The sequence below is a fragment of the Bifidobacterium scaligerum genome (assembly GCF_002802865.1).
GTDB lineage: Bacteria > Actinomycetota > Actinomycetes > Actinomycetales > Bifidobacteriaceae > Bifidobacterium > Bifidobacterium scaligerum.
Genome location: NZ_PGLQ01000002.1, coordinates 1 through 17889, shown reverse-complemented (window position 1 = coordinate 17889; position 17889 = coordinate 1). Strand labels below are relative to the sequence as shown.

The following is a 17889-nucleotide window of genomic DNA, read 5'->3' as shown; positions in this document are numbered from 1 at the left end:
AACCGTGCCGGACGGAAGGAAGCATATAGGTTTCCCTCCGTCCGGCATCATGACGTCAGCCAATCAATGACAATACACAGGGAGAACCCATGAGCGACCCCATCATTACGTTCGATCATGTGGTCAAGGAATTCAAAGTCCGCGGACATGCGGGAGGCTTGGCCCGCGCCGTGAATGATGTAAGCCTGACCATCAATCGAGGTGATATTTTCGGCATCATCGGCTATTCAGGTGCCGGCAAATCCACGCTTGTGCGTCTCATCAACGCATTGGAACGTCCCACCAGCGGCTCGGTGCATGTGCTGGACACTGATATCACCTCTTTGAGCGAAGCCAAGCTCAGGCCCATTCGTCAGAAAATCGGCATGATTTTCCAGCAGTTCAATCTGTTCTCCACCAAAACCGTGGCGCAGAACATTGCTTATCCGTTACAGCTTGATCATTGGCGCAAGGACTATCAGGACCGTCGTGTAGCAGAATTGCTTGAATTTGTGGGTCTGAGCGAGCATGCGGACAAATATCCTTCGCAACTGTCCGGCGGTCAGAAGCAACGTGTAGGCATCGCACGAGCGTTGGCCACCAATCCGGAGATACTGCTCGCTGATGAAGCCACCAGCGCCCTCGACCCGGAGACTACCACTGAAGTGCTTGCACTGCTGAAACGTGTCAACAAAGAATTCGGCATCACCATTGTGCTCATCACCCATCAGATGAATGTGGTCCAACAGATTGCGGACCGTGTTGCAGTGATGAGCGCGGGTCGAGTGGTGGAATCCGGCGATGTATACGACGTATTTGCCGCTCCACAGCAGCCGGTCACCAAGCGGTTCATCGCCACCGCCCTTTCCGGACTACCGGAGGAAAACCGAGTCGAGAGACTGCATGGCGAATGGCCGGGTCGTATCGTCACCGTGCTTATACGACAGAAAGACGTCAGTGATGAGCATGGCCGCAAGGTGCCGGCTTCCGGCCAGAACATCTCCGGTCTCATTGCCAAGCATGGCATTGCGTCGAACCTGCTCTACGGCGGCATCGATACGGTCCGTGGCTCTGCAATCGGTGCCATTACCTATGAGTTCGCCGGTGACGATGCACAAGTGGATACATTCCTTGCCGAACTTGCCGAGCACAGTGACGTCATTGATTTCGGTACCGCCCGTCATCCGGTATCGTATGCCGACGCCGTATCCGGATATGCGCCGGCGGAACATGTGACGGTGAACGACCGACACGTTGACGGTAATGACGGTCACCATACATCAGAAACCACTGAAGGAGCGCAGGCATGATTGTTCTGGCCAATCCGCGTAGCGACTGGAGCGTTTTGAAGCCACTGCTGTTCCAGTCCATAGGACAGACGCTGACAATGGTGCTGGTCACCTTGGTAATCGGCGGTTTCCTCGGACTGGTACTCGGCGTGATTCTCTACGGTACCCGTCCAGGCAATCTGTTCGAGAACGCCGTAGTCTATCGTGTTCTCGACATCATCGTCAATATCGTGCGACCTATTCCGTTCATCATTTTTCTTGCTGCCATGCAGCCGTTGACGATCGTCGTGGTCGGTACCTCCATCGGTACGGTGGCTGCGATTTTCCCGATGGTCGTCATGTGCACGTTCGCCACTTCTCGATTGGTTGAACAGAATCTGGTGCCTGTTGATTCAGGCATGATCGAAGCGGCCCGGGCAATGGGCGCCAGCAAATTGACCATCATCCGCACAGTGCTTATTCCTGAGGCGCTTGCACCGCTTATTCTGGCCTATGCCTTTTTATTCATCGGTGTACTTGACATGTCCGCCATGGCCGGGTACATCGGCGGCGGTGGTCTCGGTAACTTCGCCATCGCGTACGGCTATCAGAAGTTTGACCAGACGGTCACTTGGACAGCGGTCATCATCATGATCGTACTGGTACAGGTGGTGCAGGGCCTCGCCAATGCCATAGCCAAGCGGCTGCTCAAACGCCAGCAATAATCCAGCAATAATATTGCGCAGCGTATAAATGCGATACGTCACCGCTTCACCGAGGATCTTCCGTTGAACTGCCGGCGGAAGATCCTCGCACAATATGAGCGTATTCATGCACTTTTCATCGGTCTTACTAGAATCGGCAACCATGTGTGAACATATCGACCTCGATCCCGAACTCATCTCCATACGTCATTATCTGCATGCTCATCCAGAACGTAGTTTCAAAGAATTCGACACCAGTATTTATCTTGCTGACCAGCTCAAGGCGCATGGTATCGATATCTTGCCCAACCCGATGGAAACCGGCGTGGTGGGGCTTATCGAAGGACAAGGCGGGCCAGGTCCACGCATCGGACTGAGAGCTGATATTGACGGCCTGCCCATTGTGGAGGACACTGGTCTTGCCTTCAGCTCGGTGAACCATGGTGTAATGCATGGTTGCGGCCATGATCTGCATATGACCGGATTGCTTGGAGCCGCATTCTGGCTAGCGGAACATCGCAACGCATTCGCCGGTTCCATCAAAATCCTCTTCCAACCCAGTGAGGAGACCGGACAGGGAGCGCGTGCAATGATCGACGCCGGTTTGGTGGACGATGTGGAAGCCATCATCGGCACGCATAACAATCCCAATTACGCTCCCGGACAACTGGCTATCGGCGTCGAGCCGATGATGGCCGGATGTGTGAAGTTCCGTGTGGATATTCATGCGTCCGGTTCGCATGCAGGGTATCCGTACAAAGGTACGAGTCCGATTGAGGCGTTGGCCACCATGATTCTGACTCTACAGACCATTGTGAGCCGTAACGTGACTCCATTCCATCCGCTGGTGCTTTCGGTTACCGAAGTGCATGGCGGCGATGTATGGAATGTGGTGCCTGCTGAAGCTGGATTCCAGGGTACGGTGCGGTATTTCCATAAAGAGGACGGCAATCTGGTAGGACGCCGCTTCAGGGAAATCGTAGAGCATACTGCGCAGGCCTATGGCATTAGCGCGGATGTGATGTGGGATGATTTCCAGGATCCATTGGCCTCCGACGCAGGATTGGCTAAGGTCGTGGCAGCGGATGTGCATGATTATGCGCAACTGGAGCCGATTCGTCCATCGATGGCGGGGGAGGACTTCTGCGAGTTTGCCAAGGTGACGTTGCCGGTCTTCGCCTTCGTCGGCTCCAACGGTCAGGAAGGCTGCGCTGACTGGCATAGTCCGCATTTTGTGGGATTGGACGAATCGATTCCGACGTTTGTGAACTTCTATGTCAATGCCGCTTTGCGAGTACTGCATGAGCTGAGTTAATGTGCCTTGTGGCACGCGTGCGTACGGTTCACGCCGAGACAACGCACTACACTGGGGAATCATGACACAGCTACGCTTTGCACTCGCTCAGATAGATACCTGCGTCGGCGCTCTTGATGCCAATGCGGCCAAAGTGCTCGATTTTTCCCGTAAAGCCGCTCAGGGCAACGCTCAAGTGGTGGTTTTCCCGGAAATGACGCTTACTGGATACCCAATTGAGGATTTGGCGCTGCGACGCACGTTCCGCCAAGCCGCATGGGACAAGGCCAACGAACTGGCCGCGCAGCTTAACGCCGAAGGACTTGGCGAACTGTTTGTAGTCGTGGGCACGGTAGGCACCGACCATACCACCAGCAAGCCACGCAACCGTCTGGTGGTGCTGCATGAAGGCGTGGTGTGGGCCGGTTACGACAAACACTTCCTGCCTAACTATGGCGTCTTTGACGAATTCCGTATTTTCAGTGCCGGTGACCGCTCGGTGACATTGGAGATGAATGGCGCTCGCATCGGTGTGGCCATCTGCGAGGATATCTGGCAGGATGGTGGCCCGGTGGCTGACCTCGCTACCAAGAGCATTGACGTGTTGCTGACCATCAATGGGTCACCGTATGAAGAAGGCAAGACTCATACGCGTTTCGAACTTGCTCAGCGGCGCGCCGCCGAGGTCAATGCGCCGGTCATCTATCTGAATCAGGTCGGTGGTCAGGACGATCTTGTTTTCGACGGTGGTAGCTTCGTGGTGGACGCCGATGGTGAATTGCTCGAACGCAGTCCCATGTTTATGGAGGATCTCACCTTCTGGGACTTCGATTCGGCTGCTGACCATCAAGGCAAGGCGCTGATCGTGCCTGAACTCGATAAGGATGAGGAGATCTATACCGCTTGTGTGCTTGGTCTCAAGGACTACATGACCAAGAACCACTTCACGGGTGTGACACTCGGTCTTTCCGGCGGCATCGACTCGGCGCTGGTGGCCGCCATGGCTGCCGACGCGTGCGGGGGAGAGAACGTGTGGGGCATCTCCATGCCTTCCATGTATTCTTCGGATGGCTCCAAGGATGATGCCGCTGATCTCGCCGCCAATATCGGTGCCCATTACGAAGTGCAACCCATCGAACCATTGTTCAATGCCTACCAGAAGCAGTTGAATCTTGAAGGCGTGTCTGCCGAAAATCTGCAGGCTCGTATTCGCGGCGTGATCGTGATGGCCAGTTCGAATTCGCGTGGTCTGCTTGCGGTGGCCACCGGCAATAAGTCCGAGTTGGCTTGTGGTTATTCCACCATTTATGGCGATGCCGTGGGCGGATATGCGCCCATTAAGGATTTGCTCAAAACACGTGTTTGGGAGGTAAGCCGTTGGCGCAACAAGGCTGCGGCTGCAGGCGTAGGCATCGGTGGTCTCAATATTGTGGGCAATGAAAACGGTTCCTCGGGCGTACCGCTGAAGAACGGTGTGATGATTCCGGTTTCCTCCATCGAAAAGGCACCTTCCGCAGAGCTCCGTCCTGGTCAGAAGGACTCTGACTCGTTGCCCGAGTATGCTCTGCTCGATAAAGTGCTCGCCGCATATATCGAACATGCTCATGGACGTGCCGACCTGCTCGCCGACGGCTTTGACGAAGCTACCGTAGATACGGTGATGCGACTTGTGGATCGCGCCGAATGGAAGCGACGTCAGTATCCGCTCGGACCAAAGGTCACCGCCCTGGCATTCGGGCGTGACCGTCGTCTGCCGGTAACTAACGCATTCCGCGAATAGTCGTTTTCGTTGCGACTCGTCTTCAACCCGCGTGTATGACGTGTGCAATTGGCGAACAGGCTGTATCAATATCGATCCACATTTGGAAAGGAAGCCGGGACATGGCTGACAACGACAAGCAGTGGTACTTCAATACGGTCAAAGGCAAGGCCGAGTTCGGGCCGCTTTCGCCCATCGAGCAGCGTATGGGTCCATACAAGACCAAGGAAGATGCCGAACACGCTTGGGACATAGTAGTGGACCGCAATGCCAAGTGGGAGGAGCAGGATCGCCAGTGGAACGGTGACCGCTACCACCGTTGAGCTGATAATGCCACATAATGGGAAACCGTCCAAATGCACACCTGTGCATGGACGGTTTTTCATATGACGAGTGCTGCAACGAGCCAGGAATTGCGGTGAATCGCTGCGAATATGGTCGCGGAACCGTTGACATGGTAACGTTCACAGCCGAATGTGAGATAGTTCACTCATTATTTCAGCTTTTCCCAAGGATGGGCAAACTACACTAAGAGTCAATGGTTCCGTGAAGATGCGAGACCAACAACCCCATTAAAGGAGTGACATGACCGCAGTAGAAAATGCAGCCGTCTCCCAGGAGGAGCTTGACGCAAAGGCGTGGGAAGGCTTCACCGAGGGCAACTGGCAGAAGGATATTGATGTCCGTGACTTCATCCAGAAGAACTACACCCCGTACGAGGGTGATGAGTCCTTCCTGGCACCTGCCACCGAGAAGACCAAGCACCTGTGGAAGTACCTCGACGACAACTACCTGGCGGTAGAGCGCAAGCAGCGCGTCTACGATGTGGATACCCACACCCCGGCTGGCATCGACGCCTTCCCGGCTGGCTACATCGATTCCCCGGAGGTTGACAACGTGATCGTCGGTCTGCAGACCGACGTGCCCTGCAAGCGCGCTATGATGCCGAACGGCGGTTGGCGTATGGTCGAGCAGGCCATTCGCGAGGCCGGCAAGGAGCCGGATCCGGAGATCAAGAAGATCTTCACCAAGTACCGCAAGACCCACAACGATGGCGTCTTCGGCGTCTACACCAAGCAGATCAAGATCGCTCGCCACAACAAGATTCTCACCGGTCTGCCGGATGCCTACGGCCGTGGCCGCATCATCGGCGACTACCGTCGTGTGGCCCTGTACGGTGTCAACAAGCTGATCGCCTTCAAGAAGCGTGACAAGGACTCTGTGCCGTACCGCAACGACTTCACCGAGCCGGAGATCGAGCACTGGATCCGCTTCCGCGAGGAGCACGACGAGCAGATCAAGGCCCTGAAGCAGCTCATCAACCTCGGCAACGAGTATGGCCTCGACCTGACCCGTCCGGCACAGACCGCTCAGGAAGCCGTGCAGTGGACCTACATGGGCTATCTGGCCTCCATCAAGTCTCAGGACGGCGCCGCAATGTCCTTCGGCCGTAACTCCGCCTTCCTCGACTGCTTCATCGAGCGTGACCTGAAGGCCGGCAAGATCACCGAGACCGACGCTCAGGAGCTCATCGACAACATTGTCATGAAGCTGCGTATCGTGCGCTTCCTGCGTACCAAGGATTACGACGCCATCTTCTCCGGTGATCCGTACTGGGCGACCTGGTCCGACGCCGGCTTCGGCGATGACGGCCGTCCGCTGGTCACCAAGACCTCCTTCCGTCTGCTCAACACCCTGACCCTTGAGCACCTTGGACCTGGCCCGGAGCCGAACATCACCATCTTCTGGGATCCGAAGCTGCCGGAAGGCTACAAGCGCTTCTGCGCCAAGATCTCCATCGATACCTCCGCCATCCAGTACGAGTCCGACAAGGAAATTCGTTCCCACTGGGGCGACGACGCCGCTATCGCATGCTGCGTCTCCCCGATGCGTGTGGGCAAGCAGATGCAGTTCTTCGCCGCACGTGTGAACTCCGCCAAGGCTCTGCTGTACGCCATCAACGGCGGCCGTGATGAGATGACCGGCATGCAGGTCATCGACAAGGGCGTCATCGATCCGATCAAGCCGGAAGCCGATGGCTCCCTGGACTACGAGAAGGTCAAGAACAACTACGAGAAGGCTCTTGAGTGGCTGTCCGAGACCTATGTCATGGCCCTGAACATCATCCACTACATGCACGATAAGTACGCCTACGAGTCCATCGAGATGGCTCTGCACGACAAGGAAGTGTACCGTACCCTCGGTTGCGGTATGTCTGGCCTGTCCATCGCAGCCGACTCCCTGGCCGCCATCAAGTACGCCAAGGTGTACCCGATCACCAACGCCGAGGCCAAGAACCTCGAAGGTCACGAGTACGAGTACGTCGAGGGCGCTGACGACGATCTGGTCGTCGGCTACCGTACCGACGGCGAGTTCCCGATCTACGGCAACGACGATGATCGCGCCGATGACATCGCCAAGTGGGTTGTGTCCACGGTTATGGGCCAGGTCAAGCGCCTGCCGGTCTACCGCGGTGCGGTTCCGACCCAGTCCATCCTGACCATCACCTCCAACGTCGAGTACGGCAAGAACACCGGTTCCTTCCCGTCCGGCCACAAGAAGGGCACCCCGTACGCTCCGGGCGCCAACCCGGAGAACGGCATGGACTCCCACGGCATGCTGCCGTCCATGTTCTCCGTCGGCAAGATCGACTACAACGATGCTCTCGACGGCATCTCGCTGACCAACACCATCACTCCTGATGGCCTTGGCCGCGATGAGGAAGAGCGCATCGGCAACCTGGTCGGCATCCTCGACGCCGGCAACGGTCACGGCCTCTACCACGCCAACATCAACGTGCTGCGCAAGGAGACCATGGAGGATGCTGTCGAGCACCCGGAGAAGTACCCGCACCTGACCGTGCGCGTCTCCGGCTACGCGGTGAACTTCGTCAAGCTCACCAAGGAGCAGCAGCTCGACGTCATCTCCCGTACCTTCCACCAGGGCGCTGTCACCGACTGATTCCAGCCGATGACCGTGTAAACACGGTAGAACGATGAAGGGGTGGGATTCGTCCCACCCCTTCCCTTTGCCTCTCGAACCTATGGCATTTGCCATGGTGCCGCTCGGATGCGTTGCCGTTGCCTCACATCGATATAACAAGCATCGGGAGGAGCATACACACGTTATAACGGTATCCGCATGGTTTCCGGATACCGATCATGCATTCATCAGGAACCAACAAGTCACAGCATCACTTGAGGGAACAGGAGGACAATGATGCCCGATAGCCAGTTCCGCACCACAACACGCCATATGTTGCGTGAATCCAAGACGTACGCCTCGCAGACTCTTATGGGAGGTCTGTCCGGCTTTGAATCACCTATAGGACTCGATCGTCGTGATCGTATTGCCGCCTTGAAGTCCGGAGACATCGGCTTTGTTCACTCATGGGATATCAACACTTCCGTGGATGGACCCGGCACACGTATGACCGTGTTCATGTCCGGATGTCCGTTGCGTTGCCAATACTGCCAGAATCCGGATACGTGGAAAATGCGCGATGGCAAGCCCGTATACCTCGATGCCATGATCAAGAAGGTCGATCGATATAAGGACCTGTTCAAGGCTACGCATGGCGGGATTACGTTCTCGGGTGGAGAATCTATGATGCAACCGGCCTTTGTCTCGCGTGTTTTCCATGCGGCTAAGGAGATGGGTGTGCACACCTGTCTTGACACCTCCGGATTCTTGAACACCAATTACACCGATGAGATGCTTGACGACATCGACCTGTGTCTGCTCGACGTCAAGTCCGGTGATGAGCAGACGTATCACGAGGTCACCGGCGGTCTACTTCAGCCCACTATCGATTTTGGCCAGCGTCTGGCCAAGGCCGGCAAGAAGATCTGGGTGCGATTCGTGCTCGTGCCAGGCCTTACTGACTCCGAGGAGAATGTCGAGAACGTAGCCAGAATCTGCGAAAGCTTTGGCGATGCCGTGGAGCATATCGATGTCCTTGGATTCCACCAACTTGGCCGGCCGAAGTGGCATGAGCTACGTATTCCATATCCGCTCGAAAATCAGAAAGGGCCGAACGCCGCCACTCGTGAACGTGTGGCCAATCAGTTCAAGGATCACGGTTTCACCGTCTACTAAATATCTTGAGCCGCACCGATACCGACGTTGGTACCTCGGCTCAAGTGAGCATGGCATACGGTTCACGCGCAGGAAAAGGTTTGACTCCCGCGCGTGAATACCGTGTTTCCGGCGTGTTGACCTTAGCCTTGTAACTATGGCTGAGATCTTCGCTTTTCCAGCGGGGGCTGCGGCAATGAGATCCGGCGATGGAGCTGGCAAGCCGCAGCACCTTGTACGTCCTCATGGTGTGCCGGACGTAATGTGGTCTGCCGTTGAATCCGTTAGAGTCATGCCACATCGCGATGGTGTGATCTACCGCGAGATTCCTGTGCCTGCTACATTGGCGGATTTCGGTATCGGCGTAGAGTTTGAAGTTACGTCATGCGCGATGACGGATGCCGCTCGTGACATAGGTGCGGACTTTCGGGGGCAATGCAATGTGTACCCGGCCGCAGGATGGTTGATGTTGTTGTATGCGCGCAAGCCACGGGAGGAATGGGACTCATGTTGGCGATGCGTGGCCTTTGCAAAGTTGCCGCTTGATGTGGTGGAGAACGATGCGTTGACACCCTCCATGATATGGGAGTCAATGCGAGATTTCATTATCGGCCGGGCTGAACCGGGCACTCTTGCCGGTACGGTGACGGTGACCAGCAATACGGCATTCGGCAACCTTGGTGGCGAGCCACATGCCGGCTGTGAGATTCGTGCATCGTGGACTCCACTTGACGGGACCGGGGCGGGCGCTACGATGGACGCCGGCACACAAGTGAATTCGTGGGCCGCTTTTATTCAATCGACCGTTCGCCCACAGGAGGAACATGACGTTGAGTGACGTCCGTGACACCGAACCCCGGCTGCTCAAGGAACCCCGAGGGGGAGTGCCTGACGTTATCTCTACGTTGGATGGCTACCACCGGTATTGCGAGACGTTGGCCATGTCGGATGGTCCGCTCGCGGCTGATGCCGAACGTGCGTCCGGTTTCCGATATGGGCATGAGGATTGGCTGATTCAATTCAAAAGGTCGTCAGCCGGCATAGCTCTGTTGGATCCCGTGGCTCTGAGCCGCGAAGGCGCGGACTGGAACGAATTGAACAATGCCGTTGGCGATGCGGTGTGGATTCTGCACGATTCACTGATGGACCTTCCCGGTTTCGCGGATATCGGTCTGACCCCACAACGGTTGTTCGATACGGAAATTGCGGCGCGGCTGCTGGGCCTGCACCGATTCGGGTTGGCGGCCGTGACCGAACATTATCTTGGTATCACCTTGGCCAAAGAGCATTCCGCAGCTGACTGGTCGTATCGTCCACTACCGCGAGACTGGCGCAATTATGCGGCACTTGATGTAGAAGTGCTCATTGAACTTGAGTCCTTGATGCGTGCTGATTTGAAGCGAAACGGAAAGGATGAGTGGGCGCAGGAGGAATTCACTTATGCCCTGGCAGAAGGTCTTGCCGGACGCAAGCCCCATCCGATTCCTTGGCTAAGGGTTTCGCGCATCACTCAATTAAGCCGGGATCCGCAAGGACTTGCCATCGCGAAATCCCTATGGGAGGAACGTGACCGTCTTGCTCGTCAGTATGATATCGCCCCGACCCTGTTGTTGACGGACTCGTCGATTATCGAGGCTGCTCAGGCCAAGCCGCACAACGCCGCTCAATTCAGGGCACTACGCTCGTTGAACGAACGCGTGCGTATTCGTACCGGCACCGAGCAGGACAAGATGTTCGAGCGATACGCTCCCATTCAGCGGGCCGTGAAACCGAAGGTATGGAAGCTGGCAATCGATCGGGCCATGGCTTTGAAGCCGAATCAGTGGCCAAGCATGCCAGCCCCGGAGCCGACGGACGGTGGTGTAGTCAATGCCCCTCGTTCGATGAAACTGTGGGAGCAGCGGCATCCTGATCGATATGAGCGTTTGCAACGGGTGCGCCGAGTGGTCAATCAAATCGCACAGGATACGAGAACACCGGCGGAAATAGTGCTTAAGCCGCAGATATTGCGGAACCTGTGCTGGCTCGAAGACCCGCAGGAAGTGGACATAGCAGAGTTTCTACGGGGGCAAGGAGCCAGACAATGGCAGGTGAAGCTAGTTGCACCGTCCGTAAGTGGCGTTATCATATAGAGGTTGCCTAACGGCAGACTGTAGGAAAATAACGACTTTTGAGGAGTCATTAGCGTGAAGATCAGCGTTCGTAACCTCGAGCCCACCAAGGTGAAGCTCACCGTCACCGTTGAACCGGAAGAGCTCGACCCGTATCTGGACAAGGCTCGTAAGGAAATCGCCAAGCAGGTGAACGTGCCCGGCTTCCGTAAGGGACACGTGCCCGGCAAGATCATCGATCAGCGTATCGGCTTTGCCGCCGTCGCCGGCGAGGCCGTGAACGACGCCGTGCCGGAGCTGTACTCCAAGGCTCTGGAGGAGAAGAAGATTCGTCCGATGGACCAGCCGGAGTTCGATGTGCAGGATGTGCCGTCCTCCGCCAAGGATGAGACCAAGCTGAAGTTCACCGCCACCGTCGAGCGTCGTCCCGATATCGAGCTGCCCGAGCTTGATGGCATGGAGATCGCCATCTCCAAGCCGGAGGTCAAGGATGAGGACGTGGACAAGCGTCTGGAATCCCTGCGTCAGCGCTTCGGCACTCTGGTGGGTGTCGATCGTCCGGCCGCCAAGGGTGATTTCGCCAACATCGACCTGACTGCTGAAATCGACGGCGAAACCGTTGACTCTCAGGAGGGTGTGAGCTACGAGCTGGGCTCCAACACCATGCTCGATGGTCTGGATGAAGCTCTGGACGGCCTGTCCGCAGGCGAGGAGACCACCTTCGAAGGCACGCTGGAAGCTGGCGAGCATGAGGGTGAGAAGGCCACCGTCAAGGTGAAGGTCAACTCCGTGAAGGCCGAGGAACTGCCGGAGCTGAACGATGAGTTCGCCTCCGAGGCTTCCGAGTTCGACACGCTGGATGAGCTCAAGGCCGACATTCGCAAGGCCGCCGCTCAGGACGCCGAAGGCCGTCAGGCCACCGAGGCTCGCGATGCTTTTATCGCCAAGCTGCAGGAAGGTCTGGAGATTCCGGTGCCGAAGGGCGTCAAGGCCAACATGGTCGCTGAGCACCTCAAGGGCATGACTCCGGATCCGGAGAAGGCCACCAAGGAGCAGAAGGACGAGGCCGAGAAGACCGTCGAGAAGGATCTGCGCGATCAGATGGTACTCGACGCTCTGGCTGAGAAGCTGGATGTCCAGGTCTCTCAGGCCGACGTGTTCAACTTCCTCGCTTCCATCGCCCAGCAGTATGGCATGGATCCGAATGCCTTCATTCAGGCCATCATCAAGAACGGCCAGCTCGGTTCCGCCGTGCAGGAAGTTGGCCGCTCCAAGGGTCTGCTGGCCGGCATGCGCGCTGTCAAGTTCACCGCTGACGGCGAGGCCGTTGACCTCTCCGCCTTCCTCGGTGAAGCTGCTGAGGATGAGGAAGCCGAATCCGTGGAGGCTGCTTCCGCCGCTGCCGCTGTGGCTGACGAGCTGTCCAAGTCCGATGAGGACAAGGCCGAGAACGCCGAGTGAGCATGATTCGCCGTTGCATCTGCCAGCTGCAGGTGTGATGTCGTGATTGTCGGGCCCGGGACCATTATGGTTCCGGGCCTTTTCGTTTGGTACGTAGCGCTGATGCATGAGGGGACTGTTTCCCCCGGTATGTTTTGCAATACCCTCGATGAGGGTAAAGAGGAAATGAGAGATGAGATGGGGAACGTTGTGCGAAACGCCAATGCTAGGCGTTTGGGATGGCTTGCCGGCGCAACCGTGATACTGGGAATGCTGATCGGTGCAGGGGCTGGTCTGCTGACCCTGTTGCTCTACGGTGTTGAGAAACTCATGCTGGGATACGTTGAGGGTGCAGGTCAGCCTGGTCCATTCGGCGTACCTGCCGTTCGTCGTGTCATTTCGGTGACGCTCGGATTGACTTTCGCGAGCGTGATTTGGTACCTGCTACGTACCAAGACCACCAGGGTGCCGTCGGTCAAGAAGGCCGTCAGTGGAGCCCAAATGCCCATCTGGCAGACCATGCTGCATGTGGTATTACAGATTTTCATAGTAGGCACCGGCGCTTCCATCGGCCGAGAAGTGGCCCCGCGCGAGCTGGGTGCCATGCTTGCCCAACGATTCTGCGACCTGTTCCATCTCGACGCCGAGCACGGCATCGACCGGCATATGGTGGTTGCCGTGGCAGCCGGCGCAGGCCTCGGCGGCGTCTACAATGCGCCGTTGGCTGGCATGTTTTTCGCAATAGAGATCCTGCTTGCTGATGTGACCTTGGAAAAAGCGGCATTCGGACTCGGCATGTCTTCGGTGGCCGCGTTCACGGCAACGCTGATCAAAGGTCACCACACGTTTTATGACATCACCGCCATGCAGCCTGAATCAACGCCTAGTCTGATGCTGTTCGCATTGCTGTGTGGTATGGCTTGCGGCGCGGCAGGCGCACTGTTCCGAAAGGGCTCGTCTTGGGCGGAATCTCATAAGCCTGACGGTAAGGGCATCCTCTGGCAGATGCCCTTGGCTGGCTTGATCACCGGACTGTTGGCGGTGTTCGTGCCTCAGGTCATGGGGAACGGTCGTGCCGCCGCGCAACTTGGATTCAGCACCTTTATTCCGCAAATCGCTGGCGACTCCGGTGCCGTGCAATCGCAGGCCTCGACTGCCGCTTCACCGTGGACGTTGTTGGCGAATGAGATCTCCACCACCGGTAGAACGGCCTCTACCGGAACCGGAGTCCACTCTTGGATCGATTCCTTGGCCAATGGGTGGGGAACAGGATTCGCGCCCAATGCCGGCACGGTACTGACGATGAATCACGTGGGAGCGATTGCGGGCATACTCGCTTTGACTTTTGCAGCTAAGGCTTTCGCCACCCTGATGACCATTCGCTCCGGTGCGTCGGGTGGCGTGCTGCAACCCGGTATAGCATTGGGTTCGACACTGGGAGCGTTGCTGGGACTTGTATGGATAGTTGCTTTTCCTGTCGATTCGGTAACGGCATGCGCGCTGATTGGAGCTGCTGCGTTGTTGGCCGCATCCCAACAGGCGCCGTTGATGGCCATGTGTCTGGTTATGGAATTGACGGAATCGCCCATCACTTTCTTCGTGCCCGTAGGATGTGCCGTAGCCGTGTCTGCGCTGGTTTCGAAGTGGCTGCTCACTCGATCGCAGCGGTAACGCATTGTCGATGCGTGAAAAATGAGGGGAGTTACATATGTCCGTGAATGCCGAAGATCGTAAAGCGTTGGAAGCGTTGGGACATGAGCCGTTGACTGAGCAGATCGCATATTACCGCAAACCGTTTATGGTGCTCTGGGCGGCCATACAGGAGGCATCGAGTGAACTGGCTGAAGATTATGGCCTGAGTCAGGATATCGCACAGTTGTGGGTGGCGGAACGGATGCGGCAAGTCGCTGACTCATTGGTGGACCGCCTTGCGGAAAAGAGCGTGGCGCGAGGTGTGAGCAAATCGAATGTGGCCCGTGCGGCGGATGCCAGTCCCGCCAATGCCGAGCGCCGTTTTCCCAGATTGAAGTACGTGGGCAATCAAGCGCAGGAGCGTCTGCTGATCGATGATGTGCTTGACTCTATGGAATGACCGGTAAGTCGTATTTTTCCTACGCTGGCCGCCGAAATCATGGATATAAGTGGTCTTCCGTCGCTTCAAGGCGGTAGTCTGAACAATGTTCGAGTTATAAGTTAAGGAGATTCAAGGTGAGCAATACCTTTGCGACCTTACCGGCCATGGCGGGCGCAGACGCATCGGCCGGCCCCGTGGACCCGATTTTCAACCGTCTGTTGAAGGACCGTATCATCTGGATGGGTGAGGAAGTCAAGGACGATATGGCCAACCGCATCTGCGCGCAGCTGTTGATGCTGGCCGCCGAGGATCCGAAGAAGGACATTTGGCTGTACATCAATTCGCCGGGTGGATCCATCACTGCCGGCATGGCCATCTATGACACGATGCAGCTCATCGAGCCGGATGTGGCTACAGTGGGTCTGGGCATGTGCGCATCGATGGGCCAGTTCCTGTTGAGTTCCGGTACGCCTGGCAAGCGTTATCTGACTTCGCATGCCCGGGTCCTGATGCATCAGCCTTCTGGAGGCATAGGCGGTACTACTACCGATGTGCGCATCAATGCCGAGCTCATCATGGATATGAAAAAGACCCTCGCCGAGCTGACCGCGGTACAGACCGGTCACACGGTTGAGGAGATCTACCGTGACAACGAATACGACCACTGGTTTACCGCTGAAGAAGCCTTGGCATACGGTTTCGTGGACAAGCTGGTGACCACGCCGGACACTATCGGCAACGATCGTAAGGGGGAGTGACAGCCATGGCAAGTGAAGAAGCGAAGTTCGTAAGCCGTGCCGAGCATCTGGCCGGCCGTCAGGGGGTTGTGGGCTTCATGCCAGCCGCGTTACGTGCCGAAGCGCAGGTGCAGCGTACCGCAATGCCTTCCAACCGTTACGTTATGCCGCAGTTCGTGGAGAAGACCCCGTACGGCATGAAAACACAGGATGCCTATTCTCGTCTATTCGAGGATCGTATCATTTTCTTGGGCGTGCAAGTTGATGATGCTTCGGCCGATGATGTGATGGCTCAGCTGCTGGTTCTTGAATCTCAGGATCCCAACCGTGACGTGATGATGTACATCAACTCGCCCGGCGGCTCGATGACGGCCATGACCGCTATCTACGACACCATGCAGTACATCAAGCCGGACGTGCAGACCGTATGCCTCGGTCAGGCTGCTTCGGCTGCGGCTATCCTGCTTGCATCCGGTGCCAAAGGCAAGCGGCTTATGCTGCCGAACGCTCGTGTACTGATTCACCAGCCGGCTATTGATCAAGGATTCGGCAAGGCCACGGAAATCGAAATTCAGGCCAAGGAAATGCTGCGCATGCGCGAATGGCTGGAAAACACGCTGGCCAAGCATACCGGTCAGGATGTCGAGAAGATTCGTCGTGATATCGAAGTGGATACCTTCTTGACAGCTCCTGAGGCCAAGGAATATGGATTGGTGGACGAGGTGCTGGAGCACCGTCAGTAATCGTCATGATCGGTGGCGATTGAGAACGTTCACATCATACTGCTGAAATACCCCCGGACCACTTGGGCCGGGGGTATTGTGGTATTAGGGTGTTAACGCGTTGCGCACAGGCAAAGGAGACGTGTATGGGACGTGTGGTGAGCTACAACGAAGACATTCCACGTTGCACGTTCTGCGGTAAAACCGAACATCAGGTCAGAAAGCTGGTGGCTGGCCCCAACGCTTCCATTTGCGACGAATGCATTGGACTGTGCTTGGACATCATTTCGGAAGAGCGCATCAAAGACGCGCAGGTCAATGCGCTGAGCCTACCCAAGCCCACACAGATCTTCGACTACCTCAACCAATATGTCGTTGGTCAGGAAGACGCCAAGAGGGCATTGGCCGTAGCCGTGTACAACCATTACAAGCGTGTGAATATGGAGCTCACCCAGTCCGCGGCGCGTTGGGCGCAGTCCGAAGGCAATGGCGGCGTTGCCGGATCGCCGGTGCACGGCGCGACGTCTCTCGACCGGCAACGCAACGATCCGCTGGCTGGCGTGGAAGTAGCCAAATCAAACATTCTGCTGCTCGGTCCCACAGGCGTGGGTAAGACCTATCTGGCGCAATCCTTGGCCAAAGTGATGAATGTGCCATTCGTCATCACGGACGCTACGACATTGACCGAGGCCGGGTATGTAGGTGATGATGTGGAGACTGTGCTCCAGCGACTGTTGCAAGCCGCGGATGGTGACGTCGCCAGAGCGCAGCACGGCATTGTCTATATCGATGAAATAGACAAAATTGCCCGGAAAACCGGCGAAAACACCTCGATTACGCGCGACGTATCCGGTGAAGGCGTGCAACAGGCGTTGCTCAAGATTTTGGAAGGTACTATCGCTTCAGTGCCGATGGAAGGCACTCGAAAGCACAAGGATCAAGACACCGTGCAAATGGACACGCGAGATGTGCTGTTCATCTGTGGCGGCGCATTCGTCGGACTCGCGGATATTGTCCGCAAACGTTTGGGACGGCGGGAAACGGGATTCTCATCACGTTGGGAACAGGAAGAGGTCTCGGATGGAGATTTACTGGAACAGGTCAACGCCGATGATCTTTCCGAATTCGGACTCCTCCCTGAATTCATCGGGCGTTTGCCGGTGATTAGCGTGCTCCATGAGCTGACGGCCGATGATTTGACTGCGATATTGACGAAGCCGACGAATGCGTTGATCAAGCAGTATAAGAAGCTGTTTGCCGTGGATGGTGTGGATCTGCAGTTTACCAACAAGGCGATTCGGACGATAGCCGACACTGCCATACGGCAGGGGATAGGCGCGCGCGGTTTGCGCGCGATTATCGAGCACACGCTGCAGGATACGATGTTTCGCCTTCCCAGTATGGAAGATATCGTGCGAGTGGTGGTTGATCGCGATGCGGTAGAAGGTATTGGAGCGCCCAAAATGCTGCACGCTTCAGAGGCTCATTCCGCAGATCATCGCTGAATGTTCGCGCAATAGTGATCGATCGTTATAGACGTGAATAATCAAAAACCGTTGATATTACTGGGGACACGCCGTAAGTGACACTGAGTTGCATGAAGCTAGATGACGTGTATTATAAATCGAGTTGTTTGAACGACAACATGCGCGAGTAGCCCAGCGGATTAGAGCAGCTGACTACGGATCAGCAGGTCGCAGGTTCGAATCCTGTCTCGCGCACTC

The 17889-nt window shown here is 56.5% G+C and carries 15 protein-coding genes and 1 tRNA gene; all 16 read left to right on the top strand.

What is annotated here, in order from left to right; all coding sequences use genetic code 11:
* Positions 1-89 precede the first annotated feature (89 nt).
* The 16 genes from CUU80_RS03295 to CUU80_RS03220 all read left to right on the top strand — a co-directional run bounded on the left by CUU80_RS03295 (position 90) and on the right by CUU80_RS03220 (position 17886).
* Positions 90-1289 (top strand): methionine ABC transporter ATP-binding protein, encoded by a 1200-nt coding sequence (locus tag CUU80_RS03295; protein ID WP_100495973.1) that lies wholly within the window; start codon positions 90-92, stop codon positions 1287-1289.
* The gene (locus CUU80_RS03290; protein ID WP_100495972.1) at positions 1286-1972 is read left to right on the top strand and encodes a methionine ABC transporter permease; all 687 of its coding nucleotides are present in this window, start codon (positions 1286-1288) and stop codon (positions 1970-1972) included. The genes CUU80_RS03295 and CUU80_RS03290 overlap by 4 nt, the downstream gene beginning before the upstream one ends.
* A 142-nt stretch (positions 1973-2114) precedes the next feature.
* Positions 2115-3266, top strand: a complete 1152-nt coding sequence (locus tag CUU80_RS03285) for a M20 metallopeptidase family protein (protein WP_100495971.1) — start codon at positions 2115-2117, stop codon at positions 3264-3266.
* Positions 3267-3327: 61 nt separating this feature from the next.
* Complete coding sequence (locus CUU80_RS03280) at positions 3328-5025, top strand: NAD+ synthase (RefSeq protein ID WP_100495970.1); 1698 nt, start codon at positions 3328-3330, stop codon at positions 5023-5025.
* Positions 5026-5126: 101 nt separating this feature from the next.
* Positions 5127-5327 carry a hypothetical protein gene (locus tag CUU80_RS03275; RefSeq protein ID WP_100495969.1) on the top strand — a complete coding sequence of 67 codons (201 nt, stop codon included), beginning with the start codon at positions 5127-5129 and terminating at the stop codon, positions 5325-5327.
* A 262-nt stretch (positions 5328-5589) separates the two neighbouring features.
* A complete protein-coding gene (gene pflB, locus CUU80_RS03270; protein ID WP_100495968.1) occupies positions 5590-7965 on the top strand; it encodes a formate C-acetyltransferase in 2376 nt (791 codons plus the stop codon).
* A gap of 255 nt (positions 7966-8220) precedes the next feature.
* Positions 8221-9102 (top strand): pyruvate formate-lyase-activating protein, encoded by an 882-nt coding sequence (gene pflA / locus CUU80_RS03265; RefSeq protein ID WP_100495967.1) that lies wholly within the window; start codon positions 8221-8223, stop codon positions 9100-9102.
* A gap of 136 nt (positions 9103-9238) precedes the next feature.
* Complete coding sequence (locus CUU80_RS03260) at positions 9239-9919, top strand: DUF3000 family protein (protein WP_100495966.1); 681 nt, start codon at positions 9239-9241, stop codon at positions 9917-9919.
* Positions 9912-11213 carry an HRDC domain-containing protein gene (locus CUU80_RS03255; RefSeq protein ID WP_100496361.1) on the top strand — a complete coding sequence of 434 codons (1302 nt, stop codon included), beginning with the start codon at positions 9912-9914 and terminating at the stop codon, positions 11211-11213. Before CUU80_RS03260 ends, CUU80_RS03255 begins: the two co-directional genes overlap by 8 nt.
* A 54-nt stretch (positions 11214-11267) precedes the next feature.
* Positions 11268-12653, top strand: coding sequence for a trigger factor (gene tig, locus CUU80_RS03250; RefSeq protein ID WP_100495965.1), 1386 nt, complete (start codon positions 11268-11270; stop codon positions 12651-12653).
* A gap of 177 nt (positions 12654-12830) precedes the next feature.
* Positions 12831-14303, top strand: coding sequence for a chloride channel protein (locus CUU80_RS03245; protein WP_165775814.1), 1473 nt, complete (start codon positions 12831-12833; stop codon positions 14301-14303).
* 37 nt (positions 14304-14340) lie between these two features.
* The gene (locus CUU80_RS03240) at positions 14341-14724 is read left to right on the top strand and encodes a transcriptional regulator (RefSeq protein ID WP_100495964.1); all 384 of its coding nucleotides are present in this window, start codon (positions 14341-14343) and stop codon (positions 14722-14724) included.
* A gap of 116 nt (positions 14725-14840) precedes the next feature.
* Entirely contained in the window at positions 14841-15464 is a 624-nt protein-coding gene (locus tag CUU80_RS03235; protein ID WP_279324971.1) for an ATP-dependent Clp protease proteolytic subunit, read from the top strand.
* A 5-nt stretch (positions 15465-15469) separates the two neighbouring features.
* Positions 15470-16186, top strand: a complete 717-nt coding sequence (locus CUU80_RS03230) for an ATP-dependent Clp protease proteolytic subunit (protein ID WP_100495963.1) — start codon at positions 15470-15472, stop codon at positions 16184-16186.
* Positions 16187-16311: 125 nt separating this feature from the next.
* A complete protein-coding gene (gene clpX / locus CUU80_RS03225; RefSeq protein WP_100495962.1) occupies positions 16312-17670 on the top strand; it encodes an ATP-dependent Clp protease ATP-binding subunit ClpX in 1359 nt (452 codons plus the stop codon).
* 142 nt (positions 17671-17812) lie between these two features.
* A tRNA-Arg gene (locus CUU80_RS03220) sits at positions 17813-17886 on the top strand.
* Positions 17887-17889 lie beyond the last annotated feature (3 nt).